We start from the raw sequence: 15,368 nt of genomic DNA on the forward strand, positions 1-15,368 counted from the left end.
GAGCAGGCCGCCAGGCGCGTCACGCCGCGTCGCCGCGATAGCGTCGGGCGGTCAGCCGCATCGCACGGGTTCGCCGGCAGGTGCCGACGCGCTAGCTTTGGCCTGCGCCTTTGTCAGGTGCCCGGGGGTGAACACATGGGGCGTACCGTAATAGAGAGCGCTGTGATTGAGGGATGCAAGCAAGTCCATGCGTTTATTGGTCAGTAATGACGATGGCTACCAAGCCGACGGCATCATCGAACTTGCGCGCGCGCTGCGGGAGGTTGCAGATGTCACCGTTGTGGCGCCGGAGCGGGATCGCAGCGGAGCGAGCAACTCGCTGACTCTGGAGTACCCCATTCGAGTCGCGCGCGTGGCAGCGGATGTCTACCGGGTCGAGGGTACGCCGACCGACTGTGTCCATTTGGCGGTCACGGGCCTGCTCGAGCACGAGCCGGACATGGTCATCTCCGGGATCAATGCCGGTGCCAATCTTGGGGACGATGTGCTTTATAGCGGGACCGTTGCGGCGGCAATGGAGGGGCGCTTTCTCGGTCTGCCGGCGATTGCGATTTCCCTGGCCTCGCTCTCGCCTAGCCGCTACGATACCGCAACGCAGGTGGCCCGAGTGCTCTTCGAGCGGCTGAAGACGGATCCGTTGCCGGCCGATACCATACTCAACGTCAACGTCCCCGATCGCCCTTGGTCGGAGCTCAACGGCTTCGAGGCGACGCGCCTCGGCCAGCGCCATCAAGCCGAGTCGGTCGTGCGCTCCGAGGACCCCCGGGGTCGTCCGATCTACTGGATCGGCCCTCCGGGCACGGAGCAGGATGCCGGTCCCGGAACGGACTTCCATGCAGTGAATCGAGGATATGTCTCGATCACGCCCATTCAGGTGGATCTCACGCGATATCAGGCGCTGGAGCAGATCGCAGGGTGGATCGAAGGGTTGCGGTGATGGACGGTCGTCGCCTAACGGGTATCGGAATGACGTCGCAACGTACTCGTGAACGGCTAGTCTCCCGGCTCAGCGAGGCCGGCATCGACGACGAGCGGGTTCTCAATTCGATCCGCCGTGTGCCGCGTCATCTCTTCGTGGAGGAGGCCTTGGCAAGCCGTGCCTATGACGACACCGCGCTGCCGATCGGCTATGGGCAGACCATCTCGCAACCGTTCGTGGTCGCGCGCATGACGCAGGTGTTGCTGCAAGGTCAGAAATTGAACAAGGTGCTCGAAGTGGGCACGGGTTCTGCCTATCAAGCCGCGGTGCTCGCGCATCTCGTCGTCCACGTCTTTAGTATCGAGCGGCTGCGGGTGCTGCATAATCGCGCCCGTCGCCTCATGCGCGAGCTCCGGTTGAGCAATGTCCGTCTGCGTCTGGGCGATGGCTACGAGGGCTGGCCCGGCGAGGCGCCTTTCGATGGCATTATTCTCACGGCGGCGCCGCCGAGCGTTCCGACGACGCTGAGCGATCAGCTTATCATGGGCGGTCGTCTGGTAGCACCGGTTGGCTCGGGGGGGAATCAGAGCTTGATCGTTTGCGAGCGTACCGATCAGGGTCTGGTCTGTCGCGACGTCAGCCGCGTGAGCTTTGTGCCGATGAAGCACGGCCTTGAATGAGGCGTCTGTTCGGCCGGCTCTATAATGCCGTGCGGCGGGCCGCCGCCCATCCGCGCGCACCCTGGTTCCTGGGCGCAATGAGCTTCGCGGAGTCGTCCTTCTTCCCCGTACCGCCGGATGTCATGCTCGCACCGATGGTGCTCGTGCGCCCTCATCGCGCCCTGCCTCTTGCCTTGTTGACGACACTGGCCTCGGTGATCGGGGGTTTGTTCGGCTATCTGATCGGCCACTATGCACTGGAGTTCGTTCGCCCTCTCTTGCTCCAGTTGGGGGAATGGCAAAGCTATCTGACGGTCCGGGGGTGGTTTGATCGCTGGGGGTTTTGGGTAATTGTCGTCGCCGGCTTCTCGCCGATACCCTACAAGGTGTTCACCATCGCCGCAGGGGCTATGCACATCGCTCTGATACCCTTCATACTGGCCTCCTTGCTGGGGCGGGGAGGGCGTTTTTTCCTGGTTGTGCTTCTTGTCGCCTGGGGTGGAGTCAGGCTCGAGCCGTGGCTGCACACCTACATTGACCGTATCGGCTGGATCACAGTTGCTGTCCTCATGCTGGTGGTAGTGTGCCTGCGGTTGTGATGGCCTGGCGCGTTCTGCTCGGACTCTCGGTGCTTGCCTTTATCTCGGGCGGCTGTAGCGAGTTTCAGTACGGCAGCCAAGAGGTGCGCCACCGGGCCAGCGCCCCGCCACCGCGGGTGTATACCGTGCGTCGCGGCGATACGTTGTTCTCCGTGGCGTGGCGCTATGGGCTCGATTACCGCAAAATTGCCCGCTGGAATGGCATAGACCCTCCCTATACGATTTATCCGGAGCAGCGGCTGCGCTTGCGTCCAACAGCCGTGTCCAAACGCAAAGCAGCAACCGTCGAGCCGCGTGCTGGGAACTCGGGAGCCAAACCTCAGGGGCTATCCAAGGCGAGGCCTCCAGCGCCGGAGCCCATCCCGGAGCCGGAACCGGCCGCCGCGGAGCCGGAACCTGCCGTGTCGAAGCCCCACGCTGTCTCGAACTCGAAGATCGTCTGGCGCTGGCCCGCCAAGGGCAAGGTCTCGCGGCATTTTCGTAGCGATGGCGCGGCGATGCAGGGGATTACCCTCCAAGGTGAGCTCAACGAACCCATTCGTGCCGCGGCGGCCGGTCACGTAGTCTATAGCGGCAGTGGCCTGCGAGGCTACGGCAATCTGATTATCGTCAAGCATAATAATGCCTTCATCACCGCCTACGGCTACAACCGCGAACTGCTTGTGGAGGAAGGGGAGCAGGTGAGCGCTGGGCAGGTCATCGCACGCATGGGGCTGGGTCCTGCGCACCGGCCGGCGGCGCACTTTGAGATCCGGCGCAATGGCAAGCCGGTGGACCCACTGGAGTATTTGCCTGCACACTGAGCGGGGATGCTGGGCATTGCATGGGATATGCGACGGGCATATATTGAAACAACCAGAAAAAGAAAGCTGGTTTTTCCGGCGGTGCCTATGGACAAAGGCGACGCTATAGTCCCGCGGTCCTCAGCATCAGGCGGACCCGACGGAGGAGAAGCCATGGCGAAAAAGCAGGCGGTGGAGATCGACACGGAAGTCGCGACCGAGAATCTTGACCTCACTGAGGATGAGTTTGTTCTTAACGAAGAGGAGGCAAGCTCAGCTCCGGCTGGAAACCAAGACGAACAGAGCGTCGAGGAACCTTCCGCACGTCGTAGGACGGAGCATCACGACACGCTTGACCCCACCCAGATCTATCTCAACGAAATCGGCTACTCGCCGCTGTTGACCGCCGAGGAGGAAGTCTATTACTCCCGTCGCGCCCAAGGGGGCGACGAAACCGCCCGTAAGCGCATGATCGAGAGCAATCTACGCCTGGTGGTAAAGATTGCCCGGCGCTATATGAATCGCGGACTTGCTTTCCTCGATCTGATTGAAGAAGGCAATCTCGGTCTCATCCGTGCGGTGGAGAAATTCGATCCCGAGCGTGGCTTTCGTTTCTCTACGTATGCGACGTGGTGGATCCGGCAGACCATCGAGCGCGCAATCATGAATCAGACGCGTACCATCCGGTTGCCGATTCACGTCATCAAAGAGATAAACCAATACCTGCGTATTGCACGGCAATTGGTGCAGCGCCTCGATCACGAGCCGACGCTCGAGGAGATCGCGGCGGCAATGGATCGCTCCATCGAGGATGTACGCCATATGATGGGGCTCAACGAGGGCGTCACCTCCGTCGACATCCCGATCGGCAAAGATGCCGATCGCGTTTTGCTGGACGCCATACCAGATGAGGTGAACCCGGACCCTTTTGCTGCATTGCAAGATGAGGACGTGGTCTCCCATCTGGATGCCTGGCTCAACGAGCTTACGGAGAAGCAGCGGGCGGTGGTGGAACGTCGCTTTGGTCTGCATGGTTACGAAAAGGCGACCCTCGAGGAGGTAGGAGACGAAATTGGTGTGACGCGCGAACGGGTACGGCAGATCCAGATCGATGCGTTGAAAAAACTGCGAGAGGTAATGGAACGCTCTGGGTTTTCGCAGGACAATGTCTTCGGCTGACCTGCGGGCGGTCAGGCGAATGCGCGTGGACGGGCAGCCGTCGTGCGTCGGGGGAGACGACTCGCTGATGCTCCCCCGGCCCGACATGCTTTAGCGAATAATCAGCGCCGCGACAACTCGCCGGCCTTCGGCCATCAATATATTATAGGTGCGGCAGGCCGAAGGCGTGTTCATGACTTCAAGGCCAATGCCCCGTTCGAGCAGGCTGAGCATGATGTTTCGGGAGGGGAAAGACTGGCGCTGGCCGGTACCGAGTAAAACGATCTCCGGTGTCAGCTCGATGATCGCCTCCATGTGGGCGGGCTCAAGATCCTCGAAGCGTCCGGGTGGCCATTCGGTAAGGAGCCGGTCGGGAGTTAGGATGGCGCTAGTCTCGATCACCCAGTCGTTGATGGTAATGCGCCCGGAGGCATAGCTGTTGATCCGATAGGCCGCCGCATCACCCTTTTCAAGTATCATCTTCATCTTTATCACATTAACCGTTGTGGCAAGGGGTGTCGCGTTGACAGCGTGTTCACCACTCAGTAGCTTGCCATAATGCCTTGCTTTTTTGGTGTGGCGAGCGCTGGATTCAGCCACGGCAAAGCGGGTAAGCGGTTGCGTGTCAAGGACATTCAGAGCGGCGACGATCGTGGAACGACAACCCGAGTTGAACGCGGAATTCCCAAGGATTAAGCGCCTGCCCCCCTATGTGTTCAATATAGTCAATGAGCTCAAGGCGAGCGCCCGGGCCCGTGGCGAGGATATTATCGACTTTGGGATGGGCAATCCGGACCGCCCGACTCCAACGCACATCGTCGATAAGCTGACAGAGGCGGTGCAGCGGCCCGACACCCACCGTTATTCGGTGTCGCGAGGCATCCCCCGCCTGCGAAAGGCCATTACGGATTGGTATGTGCGGCGGTTTGACGTGGAACTCGACCCGCAGAGCGAGGCGATCGTCACCATTGGCTCGAAGGAGGGCCTGGCACATTTGGCGCTCGCCACGTTGGGGCCGGGAGATAATGTGCTGGTCCCGAACCCCTCCTACCCCATTCATCCGTATGGAGTAGTGATTGCCGGTGCGGATATCCGACACGTGCCGCTGGTGGCGGGGATGGATTTTTTCGCCGAACTGGAAAAGGCGATCAAGGATACCTGGCCAAAGCCCAAGATGCTGATCCTGAATTTTCCGGCGAATCCCAGCACGCAATGTGTCGAGCTCGCTTTTTTCGAGCAGTTGGTCGACATCTGTCTTGAGCACGGGATCTGGATCGTTCATGACTTGGCTTACGCGGATATCGTCTTTGACAATTACGTTGCTCCGTCCGTTCTGCAGGTGCCGGGGGCCAAGGCAATTGCCGTGGAGTGCTTTTCGCTGTCGAAAAGCTACAACATGCCGGGTTGGCGGGTCGGGTTTCTCTGCGGCAACCCCAAGTTGATCGCGGCGTTGGCGCGCATGAAGTCCTACCTCGATTACGGCATGTTCACGCCTATTCAGGTCGCCGCCATCGCGGCTCTGGAAGGGCCGCAGGAATGTGTGAGCGAGATTTGTGAAACCTATCGACGGCGTCGTGATGTACTGTGTGACGGACTCGCTGCCGCCGGCTGGGATGTCATCAAGCCGAAGGCGACGATGTTCGTATGGGCGCCCATACCGCCGGAGTATCGGCCCATGGGCTCGCTGGAGTTCGCCAAAAAGCTACTGCGCGAGGCCAAGGTAGCGGTCTCCCCCGGCATCGGTTTCGGCGAGTATGGTGACGATCATGTCCGTTTCGGCCTGATCGAGAACGAGCACCGCAGTCGCCAGGCGATTCGGGGAATCAAGCAGATGTTGCGCAAAGACGGCCGTTGCTGAGGAGGAGGTGCCGTGAAGGCGGTGAAAGTCGGTCTGCTGGGGCTGGGTACGGTCGGTGGCGGCACGGTCAATCTCTTGGCGCGCAACCGGGACGAGATCACCCGCCGCGCCGGGCGTGCCATTGAGGTTGTGCACGCCGCCACACGGCATCTGGATCGTCCGCGCACATGCAGCACGGCCGGTATCCGTCTGACCACCGATTTATTCGAGGTGGTTGATAATCCGGAAATCGAGATCATAGTCGAGCTCATCGGTGGTGAATCGCCGGCCAAGGAACTCACGCTGCGGGCCATCGACAACGGCAAGCATGTGGTGACGGCCAACAAGGCGCTGATCGCGCTGCACGGTAACGAGATTTTCCGGCGGGCCCGCGACAAGGGTGCCACTATCGGCTTTGAAGCGGCGGTGGCTGGTGGCATACCGATCATCAAGGCGGTGCGAGAGGCTCTGGTGGGCAATCGCATCGAGTGGCTCGCCGGTATTATCAACGGTACGGCGAATTTCATCCTCAGCGAGATGTTCTACGAAAGCCGGGAGTTCGGCGAGGTGCTCGCGGAAGCGCAGCGTCTGGGGTATGCGGAGGCGGATCCTACCTTCGACGTAGAAGGCATCGACGCCGCCCACAAGCTCACGATCCTGGCTTCGATCGCCTTTGGCATCCCCTTACAGTTCGACAAAGTCCATATTGAGGGTATTACCCACGTCAACCGTGAGGACGTGGCTTATGCCGAGGAGCTGGGCTTTCGCATCAAACATCTCGGTATCTGCCGGCGCGACGATTCGGGAATCAGCCTGCGCGTGCACCCGACGCTGTTGCCCGCCAGGCAGCTGCTCTCCAGCGTCGATGGCGTCATGAACGCGGTCATGGTCAAAGGCGACGCGCTCGGCCCGACACTGTACTACGGCGCGGGGGCCGGCGCTGAGCCGACCGCCTCGGCGGTGGTGGCCGACTTGGTGGATGTGGTCCGCGAGTTCACTCTGGAGCCCGAGAACCGAGTACCTTTCCTTGCGTTTCAATCACATGCCTTGTCTCATGAGCCGCTATTACCGATGGCGGAGATCGAGGCGGCCTACTATCTGCGCATGCAGGCCGCGGATCAGCCCGGGGTTCTCGCCGAGGTGACACGTATTCTGGGAGAAGCGGCGATAAGCATCGAAGCGATTATCCAGAAGCAGCCTGCGCCAGGCGCCGAGGAGGTGCCTGTGATCATACTCACGCACCGGGTGCGTGAGTGGCAGATTCAGCAGGCCTGCTCACGCATCGAGCAGCTCGGCTCGATGCATGGCTATATCACCCGCATTCGCGTGGAGACGCTTGACTAGGCTGTAGCAAACGCATCCGCGCAATTACTACCTTAAGGAATTCACATCCATGCCGTTTAGGTCTCGTTACACCGGCCTGATCGCCAAATACCATGACCGGCTGCCACTTGCCGACGATGTGCGGATCATCAGCCTAGGCGAGGGCAATACCCCGCTGATCCGGTTAGTCAACGTGCCGCGCCGGCTGGGCCGGGAAGTGGATATCTACGTCAAGTACGAGGGACTCAATCCAACGGGCTCGTTCAAGGATCGCGGCATGACGGTGGCGGTCACGCAGGCCGTCGCAGAGGGTTGTCGCGCCATTGTCTGCGCTTCCACCGGCAATACCTCCGCCTCGGCGGCAGCCTATGCGGCCCGTTGCGGCATCCCCGCCTTCGTGCTGATACCGGAGGGCAAGATCGCCCTGGGCAAGTTGGCGCAGGCCATCATGCATGGGGCGGAAGTGCTGCAGATCCAGGGGAACTTCGATGCCGGGATGCGCATTGTGCGGGAGCTGGCTGACGAGGGTCGGATTACCCTGGTCAACTCGGTCAATCCCTATCGGCTGCAGGGGCAGAAGACTGCCGCCTTCGAGATTGTCGAGGAACTCGAGCGGGTGCCCGAGTATCATTGCCTGCCCGTCGGCAATGCCGGCAATATCACCGCGCACTGGATCGGCTACAGCGAGCTCGCTCTCGGCCATAACGACGAGGGCACCAAGGCCTGTTCGTTTTGCGCCGGCCAGTGTCGCTTTACCTGCGCCATGGTGCGGGAGCGCCCGCGGATGGTCGGATATCAGGCGACGGGTGCCGCGCCGTTCTTGCATGGCGAGATGGTGGATGACCCGGAGACCGTGGCCACCGCGATCCGAATCGGCCATCCTCAGTCCTGGGAGCAGGCGTGGGCGGCGAGCCGTGAGTCCGGCGGTTGGTTTGCCGAGCTTACCGATCAGGAGATACTTTCCGCGCAGCGATTGCTCGCCGAACAGGAAGGGGTGTTCTGTGAGCCGGCGTCGGCCGCATCGATAGCGGGCTGCCTGCGGGATATCCAGAGCGGGAAAATCCCACCGGGCAGTACTGTGGTGTGTACTTTGACCGGGCACGGTCTCAAGGATCCGGATATTGCGAGCCGCGATGCCTCGGCGGCGATCCATACGGTAGCGGCGGACGTCGCTGTGGTTAAGCGGGCTATTCTGGACAAGCTGGACTGATCCTCCCAGCCATGAGTGCAGCGCCCGAGCTTCATATCATTGCGCCCACGCTGCTCGGGCCCCTTCCAGGCGGCACACTCGAGGTCCACGCGGAGAGCCCCCGCCCCGTGGCGCTGGAGACGCTGCTCACCCGCGGCCGTCTCCACCATTGTGCGCAACAGGACGGGCTCAGCGCGGTGATGGCGGACCTGCTCGATCTGGATCCGTTGCCCGTCGGTCCGGTGGCACTGCTGGGCGCGGGGGGTGAACCTGCCGACGGCTACTGGTTTCGGGCCGCGCCGGTGCATTTGCGCCCGGACCGTGACCGGCTGCTGCTACTCGGTGGCGAAGCGTTGCAGCCGCTAGAGGACGAGGCACGGATACTCGTTCACGAATTCAATGCCTTGTTCGGGGAGGACGGGCTGGAAATGCTGGCTCAGGGTGGTCAATGGTTTCTTAGTGTGCCCAACGAGCCGGCGATTCACACTCACCCTTTGGAGCGTGTCTCCGGGCGGTACCTGGACGAGTATCTACCGACCGGGCCACGGGCCCGGGATTGGATCGCTTTTCTCAACGAGGCTCAAATGCTGTTTCACAGCAGCGCGATCAACGAGCGGCGGGAAGCGCGTGGTGAACTGACCATCAACGGCTTATGGATCTGGGGCGGCGGTCGTCTGCCGCGTTTCAGCGGGCGCTCGGTCATCGAAAGCGTTTATGCGGATGCGTCCGAGGCTCGAGGTGCGGCCAGATTGCTCGGGATCGACCCGCTGCCTGGCGCAGAGCGCTTGTCGCAGATCCGTGCTGGCGATGGGCCGACGCTCGCCGTGTGGCCGCAGGCCCAGACGGCGCTGGTGCAAGGCGATTTCGATCGTTGGCGGCAGGCGTTGGCCGCTTTCGAATCAGGTTGGGCCGAGGATGCCGTCGCGGCGCTGCGTGCTGGATCATGGCGCGCCGTGAATCTGCATCCCGGCGCTGGGCGGTCCTGGCGCATCACAGCAGCCGATCTGCGCCGTTTTTGGCGGCGCCGCCGACCGCTTGCCCGATGGCTAGTGGAAGAAGGCGCCTAAGTGGCACGCTATGCTTAGCTGGTCCATTCGCCGCCGATCGATTCCTGCGACGATCGATGAGTTACCTCAGGATCTCCACCCCGTGTTGCGTCGCGTCTACGCGGCGCGCAAAGTGTGTGACCCGGCCGGACTCGAGCAGGGATTGAACGGCCTGCATCCGCCGGATCTTTTGGCCAACGTCGAGGCGGCGGCCGAGTTGCTCGCCGCGGTCCTCACCGCCGGCGGCCGCATACTGATCGTCGGTGATTTCGACGCCGATGGGGCCACGAGCACGGCCTTGGCTATCCGGGCATTGCGGGCGATGGGTGCGGAGGCCGTCGACTATCTGGTGCCGAATCGATTCGATTTCGGCTACGGTCTGAGCCCCGAGATCGTGCAGGTGGCGCAAGAACGGCGCCCGGACGTCATCGTTACCGTCGACAACGGCATATCGAGCCTCGCCGGCGTAGCCGCGGCCAATGCGGCCGGCATTGCGGTACTCGTCACCGATCACCACCTGCCGGGGCCCGAGCTGCCGGACGCGGCGGTCATCGTCAACCCCAATCTGCCGGGCGATCCGTTTCCGAGCAAGGCGCTCGCCGGCGTCGGCGTGATTTTCTATGTCATGTTGGCGTTGCGCTCGCATCTGCGCGCAGTCTGTTGGTTCACGAGGCGGGCCATTACGGAACCGAATCTGGCACAGCTATTGGATCTCGTTGCCTTGGGGACGGTAGCGGATATGGCGGTGCTGGATCGTAACAACCGGATACTGATCGAGCAGGGGCTGAGGCGTGTGCGCGCCGGCCAAGCCTGCGCTGGAATACTCGCCCTGCTCGAAGTGGCCTCTCGGCGGCGCCATCGCCTGGTGGCGGCAGATCTCGGATTCGCGGTGGGACCGCGACTGAACGCCGCCGGTCGTCTCGAGGACATGGCGTTGGGAATCGAATGCCTGCTCACCGACTGTCCGCAGCGGGCCTTGACCATTGCACGGGAGCTGGATGCCCTCAACCGTCAGCGTCGGGGGATCGAGCGGGAAATGCAGCAACAGGCCTTGGCGAGCCTCGAGGCATTGCAAAACGACTTCGACGCCGCCGGTCCGCCGGGCGGCCTGTGCCTGCTCGATATGAGCTGGCATCAGGGCGTGATCGGTATCCTCGCCTCGCGCATCAAGCAGCGGCTGCATCGACCCGTGATCGCTTTTGCACCGGCTGCGGACGGCAAGCTGCGGGGCTCGGCTCGGTCCGTTCCCGGGTTGCATATCCGTGATCTGCTGGAGCGCGTCAGCAGCCAAAACCCGGGTCTGATCGTCAAGTTCGGCGGTCATGCCATGGCCGCTGGATTGACGCTGCGTGAGGCGGACTACGAGCGGTTCCGTATGGCGTTCGAAGCGACCGTGGCGGAAATGGCCTCGGAGGAGATATTCGAGCGCATCATTTTCACCGACGGCGAGCTTGGCCCGCAGGAACTGGATCTCTCGCTGGCTCAGGCGCTGCGTGTTGCCGGACCGTGGGGACATGGCTTCCCCGAGCCGTTGTTCGATGGCGTATTCACCGTTGTGGATCGCCGCGTCGTGGGCGAGGCTCATGTCCGCTTTCGCCTGAGAGTGCCGCACGACGAGAGCGTGGTGGACGCTATCGCCTTCAGTGCGGCGCAGCATGGCTGGGATGACGTGCGAGGCGCCGTAAGGCTTGCCTTTCGACTCGATGTGAACGAGTTCCGCGGGCGGCAATCACTTCAGCTGGTGATCGAGTACCTGGAGCCGGCCTCCTGAGCAGGCGATGCCCCGTGGGTGCTTCGCAGGCGCCGCAGACTCAATCGCAGGCAGAATTTCCAGTTGTGCGACCCCGACCGCCGAGAAAAACTGCTGCCACGCATCGCGCCGCGAAGCGCGTCGTTTGGAAGGGGCGTGGGCGAGGTCCACGACGGTGATTCGCCGGTCGCGCAGCAAGCGCACTAGCTCGAGATCCACGGCAGGCGGCTTGGTGGCGGTCAGTGCCCCCAGAAAAACGTATCGCTGCTCGCGGTCTCGGCCAGCACCGGGCGAAGCGGCGAGGCGGGGGAGTATTTCATCCAGCCGCGGCCAAGTGGCGGGGTCGAGGCGTGCCAGAATCTCATCGAGCCGTCGGCGAACGGCGATCAACGCCGCATGCCGCACGGCAGGGCGTCGATGCTGAGTGAACCGCACGAGCGGGCGGAGTCGCTGACCTGCCTTCGCGGCTGGCACCATGATATCGACCGTGTCGCCGGCGCCGAGATGGAGCAGCATATCATCCAGGCAACGATCCCCGGCCGAGCCGGCGCCGGCCTCTATCCAGGCGGCATCCAGCACGAAAGTTACCGCATTGGCGTTGTGAGGTAAGCCCGAAAGCAGAGCGGCCATCAGCATGGGCAACACGCGCACCAGTCTAATTCGCGGCATAGGCGGTGTAATGCGGTGGTCTGCGCAGCGGCGGGTAAGGGCGGTTGACGAGGCGCTCAATGTTGCGCGGCTCTGCTCCTGGGCGGCTTCGCACGTCTCTCTCCGGCGATCGCCAGCGATGCGGCTGCGGCGAGCGGCGCGAGCGCGTGATGCCCGATTCGGTACGCTTCATTGGGGCGTTTGGCGTTTTGCAACGGCTTTTTGAAATTTTCCCCGGCTGCGCCTGAAGTAAGTCACGTCGTCCATCATGCGGCTGTCCCTGACATGCTGCCACACGGATTCGAGGCGCAACGGTACGAAGATGATCAGATCGTAGATCCGGATCAGCACACGGCCCGTTTCGAAGCAGAAGACGGCAGCCAGATCGCAAAGCGCCGCGACCGCGCTGAAGCTCAAAGCCAAGCCGGCCCCCAGGACGATGCGCCCGGATTGCAAGGCGCTTTCCAGGGGTATCGCCACCGACCCGAGGAGGCAGCCGAGACTGAGCGCCAGTGCGGAGTGCGTTACCGCTGGAATCCAGTGAAACTCGGGTCCTGGGAAACCGCCGCGCCCGGCATGAAAAAGCTCGACGAACGCGATGTCCTGGTTGATGAGGTAATCTCGCGTCCAAGCCAAGGCGCCCGCTGCCAGTACCGTGATGATAAAAATACCCACGGCCGTTACGCGAAGCTGCGTACGCCGTTGTTGTTCCAAGGCTGCTACCGTGGGTAACAATCGTGTTATGCCCAGACATTCGAGCACCAGCGCGCCGGCCGTGATTTCTGTTATCAGCATGGCGGCCGCCGCCACTTCATAGAAGGCGACGCCAGCCACGGCATCGGTGCCGGCGGTGATTTCGGCTATCGGTCGGGCAATGAGCTGAAAGGCGACTACGGCAACGGGCACAGAGGCGGCGAGTAGTGCCAGGGCGAAGAGGAAGCGCACGCCGGCGGCGTTCGCTAGTCTTTTCACGGTGGGCTCGGCGGGCTGATGCTCGAAACGCAGCATGGCTCGGTCGGCCCGGCGTGCCCGACGATTGAGCTCGGCAATCGTTGCCTCCAAGCTGCCAAGCCTGTGCTCCACCATGCGCCAATAGCTTCTCAGACGGGCCAGGAGGCGATGGCGTCGGCGCTGGGTGGCCCGGTATTCCAGCAGTGCCTGATGAGCCGCCCGATCGAGCGTGTTGTTCAGGTCTTCCAGAATGCGCTGAACCGCTGGATCGTTGCGCCCAGGTCCGTGCGTGAGCGTCGCAACAGCTTCCAGCCACTCCGGCGGCCGGGGTGGAAGGGATACCGAGTCTTGGTAATCCTGTTCGACTCGCGCGATCTGCTCATTCAATCGCCGGGATAAGGAAGGGAATGTGGCGAGCTCGCGTTCGACGCCGAATGTCAGGCGGTGAAATTCGCGATCGAGCGAGCGTTTACCCTGCTCGCGTGCCAGAGCGAGCAGATAACCGCGGTTTCGCCGGCGGACCAAGACGCCCGCCGCACTCGAGTGCCGTGAGAGATGCCGCAATTGCCGCGTTAACAGGCGGCTGGTGGTCTGAATGAGCGCATGAACGTGCTCGCGTGCCAGATAAAGCACTCCGAGCAGGAGGGTGAGCCACAGCAGCAACGAAATTGGGCCAATATCCGTCCATAACGTCAGAAAGGTGCCTGATTCCATAGCGGTGCGCTATCCAGCCGCTCCAAAATGGCATGTTCGCTAACACGGCTCGTCGCGGGGAGCGGCGCACACGGAGCGAGCCCCCGGACCTGCACACCTCAAGGGAAGGCCCCCCGCGCGCGTTGCGCCGCATCACCTCCCGCGCGCCGAATTCTACCGGTATGGCCGCCATGACGAGATTCTTCAGCCAAAGCCCTACGCGGTAAAGCCTTCGACGAAATTCCCGCGGCGGCGCACTCGGCGCTCACTCGGAGCGCTCAACGTCCGCCCGTGACCAGTCCCCGTGGTGGGTAGGCCTCCTGAGTATCCGCATGTCGGTGACGATTCGTGCCGCTTCCGTCAACAGGGTATCCGGTAGTTTGTCCTCATCAATCTCCTCAAGGGACTGAATCGGCTCCCGCTCAGATGCGCGCAACAGCCGATTGATCGCCGCAAGCCGGGTTTGCTCGGCCTGCTCACGCTCTTGCCGGCGAACCTTCTCGTTGAGCGAGACCATCGTACGGGCCCGCTGGGCGCGCAGGTGCTCGTATTCGTCGCTTATCGCCCGCAAGGCGGGTTCGGTGCTCATTCGGGCCGCGTGGCGCTTTTCCAGTACCGAGATCCATTCCCTGACGTGTCCGGCAGGCTGAAAACGTATGGGTGCGATGCGATCCCAGGGCAACGCGTTGGGCTCGGCCATTTCCCCCACGCGCTCATCGTTGGTGGCGGTCGGGAGCGCGATGTCCGGCCTGACGCCGACCCGTTGTGTGCTTTCACCCGTGATTCGATAGAATTTCGCGATGGTTAGCTTGAGCCTGCCGCCGGGGGAGTCCATTTCGCCAAGACCGATGCGGTCCAAGTCGATCATGCTCTGAACTGTCCCCTTGCCGAAGGTCTGGTCGCCGAGGATGATGCCGCGGTCGTAATCTTGAATCGCCGCCGCGAAGATCTCGGAAGCCGAGGCGCTGAATCGGTCGACCATAACCGCAAGGGGACCCCGGTAGGCTATGGCATGATCATCGTCGTCCCGCAGCACTTCCCGCTCACCGCTTCGACGGCGTACCTGCACGACCGGTCCGTCCTCGATGAACAAGCCCGTCGTCTGGGTAGCCTCCTGCAAGGATCCGCCTGCATTGCCGCGCAGGTCGATTACCAAGCCGTCGATGCCCTGCGCCTGCAGTTCGTCTAGCAGTTTGCGCACGTCCCGGGTCGTGCTTCGATAATCGTCTCCCCCCTGCTGAGCGGCCTGAAAGTCGATATAAAAAGCGGGTATCTTGATGATTCCGATACGATAATCCCGCCCGTTGCGAGTAATGCGCTGGATTTCGGAATTCGCCGCTTGCTCCTCCAACTGAACGCGGTTGCGTACCAGGCGAATCACCTTGGGCGTGGCATTGGCCCCCGTTTTCGCGGGCAGCACTTGCAAATGCACGGTGGTTGCTTTGGGGCCGCGAATCAGCTCGACGACATCCCCCAGACGCCAGCCCACAACGTCCTGGATCGTTCCCTTGTCCTGGCCGACGCCGATGATCCTGTCTCCCGGCGCCAGCTCGCCGCTATTGGCCGCCGGTCCGCCCGGAATGAGCTCGACCACTTCGGTGTAGTCGCCCTCGCTGCGCAGCAGAGCGCCGATGCCCTCCAGCGAGAGGCTCATGTTGATGTCGAAATTCTCCGAGCTGCGGGGCGAGAGGTAACTGCTGTGCGGGTCGAAAACCCCCGCCCAGGCGTTCATGTATAGTTGAAAGACATCCTCGTCTTGATACTGCGCGAGGCTGCGGGCGATCCGCTGGTAGCGGTCGCGCAGCGTTGATCGG

14 protein-coding genes are annotated in these 15,368 nt (G+C 62.4%); 10 read left to right on the forward strand and 4 right to left on the reverse strand.

Annotated elements, in window-relative coordinates; genetic code table 11:
- Positions 1-187: 187 nt before the first annotated feature.
- From surE to rpoS, 5 genes are all read left to right on the forward strand, one after another.
- Positions 188-937: a 5'/3'-nucleotidase SurE gene (gene surE / locus AC52Q4_RS01000; RefSeq protein WP_495534931.1), complete on the forward strand. Its 750-nt coding sequence runs from the start codon at positions 188-190 to the stop codon at positions 935-937.
- Positions 937-1,599 carry a protein-L-isoaspartate(D-aspartate) O-methyltransferase gene (locus AC52Q4_RS01005; RefSeq protein WP_495534945.1) on the forward strand — a complete coding sequence of 221 codons (663 nt, stop codon included), beginning with the start codon at positions 937-939 and terminating at the stop codon, positions 1,597-1,599. The genes surE and AC52Q4_RS01005 overlap by 1 nt, the downstream gene beginning before the upstream one ends.
- Positions 1,596-2,177, forward strand: coding sequence for a YqaA family protein (locus AC52Q4_RS01010; protein ID WP_495534932.1), 582 nt, complete (start codon positions 1,596-1,598; stop codon positions 2,175-2,177). Before AC52Q4_RS01005 ends, AC52Q4_RS01010 begins: the two co-directional genes overlap by 4 nt.
- A complete protein-coding gene (locus AC52Q4_RS01015) occupies positions 2,177-2,980 on the forward strand; it encodes a peptidoglycan DD-metalloendopeptidase family protein (RefSeq protein ID WP_495534933.1) in 804 nt (267 codons plus the stop codon). The genes AC52Q4_RS01010 and AC52Q4_RS01015 overlap by 1 nt, the downstream gene beginning before the upstream one ends.
- A 153-nt stretch (positions 2,981-3,133) precedes the next feature.
- On the forward strand, positions 3,134-4,138 hold the full coding sequence (gene rpoS / locus AC52Q4_RS01020) for an RNA polymerase sigma factor RpoS (RefSeq protein ID WP_495534946.1): 1,005 nt from the start codon (positions 3,134-3,136) through the stop codon (positions 4,136-4,138).
- Between the two features lie 90 nt (positions 4,139-4,228).
- On the opposite strand, the gene AC52Q4_RS01025 is transcribed toward rpoS, so the two are convergent.
- A complete protein-coding gene (locus AC52Q4_RS01025) occupies positions 4,229-4,717 on the reverse strand; it encodes an Mth938-like domain-containing protein (RefSeq protein WP_495534934.1) in 489 nt (162 codons plus the stop codon).
- A 70-nt stretch (positions 4,718-4,787) separates the two neighbouring features.
- Here AC52Q4_RS01025 and alaC point away from each other — a divergent pair, with 70 nt between their 5' ends.
- The 5 genes from alaC to recJ are packed head-to-tail and all read left to right on the forward strand — an operon-like array spanning position 4,788 to position 11,283.
- Positions 4,788-5,975 (forward strand): alanine transaminase, encoded by a 1,188-nt coding sequence (alaC, locus tag AC52Q4_RS01030; protein ID WP_495534947.1) that lies wholly within the window; start codon positions 4,788-4,790, stop codon positions 5,973-5,975.
- A 12-nt stretch (positions 5,976-5,987) separates the two neighbouring features.
- Positions 5,988-7,298: a homoserine dehydrogenase gene (locus tag AC52Q4_RS01035; protein WP_495534935.1), complete on the forward strand. Its 1,311-nt coding sequence runs from the start codon at positions 5,988-5,990 to the stop codon at positions 7,296-7,298.
- 49 nt (positions 7,299-7,347) lie between these two features.
- Complete coding sequence (gene thrC, locus AC52Q4_RS01040; RefSeq protein ID WP_495534936.1) at positions 7,348-8,487, forward strand: threonine synthase; 1,140 nt, start codon at positions 7,348-7,350, stop codon at positions 8,485-8,487.
- 11 nt (positions 8,488-8,498) lie between these two features.
- A complete protein-coding gene (locus tag AC52Q4_RS01045) occupies positions 8,499-9,533 on the forward strand; it encodes a hypothetical protein (protein ID WP_495534937.1) in 1,035 nt (344 codons plus the stop codon).
- Positions 9,534-9,543: 10 nt separating this feature from the next.
- Positions 9,544-11,283, forward strand: a complete 1,740-nt coding sequence (recJ, locus tag AC52Q4_RS01050; protein ID WP_495534938.1) for a single-stranded-DNA-specific exonuclease RecJ — start codon at positions 9,544-9,546, stop codon at positions 11,281-11,283.
- Here recJ and AC52Q4_RS01055 read toward each other — a convergent pair.
- The 3 genes from AC52Q4_RS01055 to AC52Q4_RS01065 all read right to left on the reverse strand — a co-directional run.
- Positions 11,242-11,931 carry a hypothetical protein gene (locus tag AC52Q4_RS01055; protein ID WP_495534939.1) on the reverse strand — a complete coding sequence of 230 codons (690 nt, stop codon included), beginning with the start codon at positions 11,929-11,931 and terminating at the stop codon, positions 11,242-11,244. The genes recJ and AC52Q4_RS01055 overlap by 42 nt on opposite strands.
- Positions 11,932-12,099: 168 nt before the next feature.
- Positions 12,100-13,575, reverse strand: coding sequence for a hypothetical protein (locus AC52Q4_RS01060; RefSeq protein WP_495534940.1), 1,476 nt, complete (start codon positions 13,573-13,575; stop codon positions 12,100-12,102).
- Positions 13,576-13,819: 244 nt separating this feature from the next.
- Positions 13,820-15,368, reverse strand: a 1,549-nt coding sequence (locus AC52Q4_RS01065; RefSeq protein WP_495534941.1) for a carboxy terminal-processing peptidase, incomplete at its 5' end; no start/stop codon positions are given.

This window comes from Nitrococcus sp. (assembly GCF_059432795.1).

Bases quoted from the DNA above. Each gene is read 5' to 3' on its own strand.
- surE (WP_495534931.1), top strand. From the start codon at position 188: ATGCGTTTATTGGTCAGTAATGACGATGGCTACCAAGCCGACGGCATC.
- AC52Q4_RS01005 (WP_495534945.1), top strand. From the start codon at position 937: ATGGACGGTCGTCGCCTAACGGGTATCGGAATGACGTCGCAACGTACT.
- AC52Q4_RS01010 (WP_495534932.1), top strand. From the start codon at position 1,596: ATGAGGCGTCTGTTCGGCCGGCTCTATAATGCCGTGCGGCGGGCCGCC.
- AC52Q4_RS01015 (WP_495534933.1), top strand. From the start codon at position 2,177: ATGGCCTGGCGCGTTCTGCTCGGACTCTCGGTGCTTGCCTTTATCTCG.
- rpoS (WP_495534946.1), top strand. From the start codon at position 3,134: ATGGCGAAAAAGCAGGCGGTGGAGATCGACACGGAAGTCGCGACCGAG.
- thrC (WP_495534936.1), top strand. From the start codon at position 7,348: ATGCCGTTTAGGTCTCGTTACACCGGCCTGATCGCCAAATACCATGAC.
- AC52Q4_RS01045 (WP_495534937.1), top strand. From the start codon at position 8,499: ATGAGTGCAGCGCCCGAGCTTCATATCATTGCGCCCACGCTGCTCGGG.
- recJ (WP_495534938.1), top strand. From the start codon at position 9,544: ATGCTTAGCTGGTCCATTCGCCGCCGATCGATTCCTGCGACGATCGAT.
- AC52Q4_RS01055 (WP_495534939.1), bottom strand. From the start codon at position 11,931: ATGCCGCGAATTAGACTGGTGCGCGTGTTGCCCATGCTGATGGCCGCT.
- AC52Q4_RS01060 (WP_495534940.1), bottom strand. From the start codon at position 13,575: ATGGAATCAGGCACCTTTCTGACGTTATGGACGGATATTGGCCCAATT.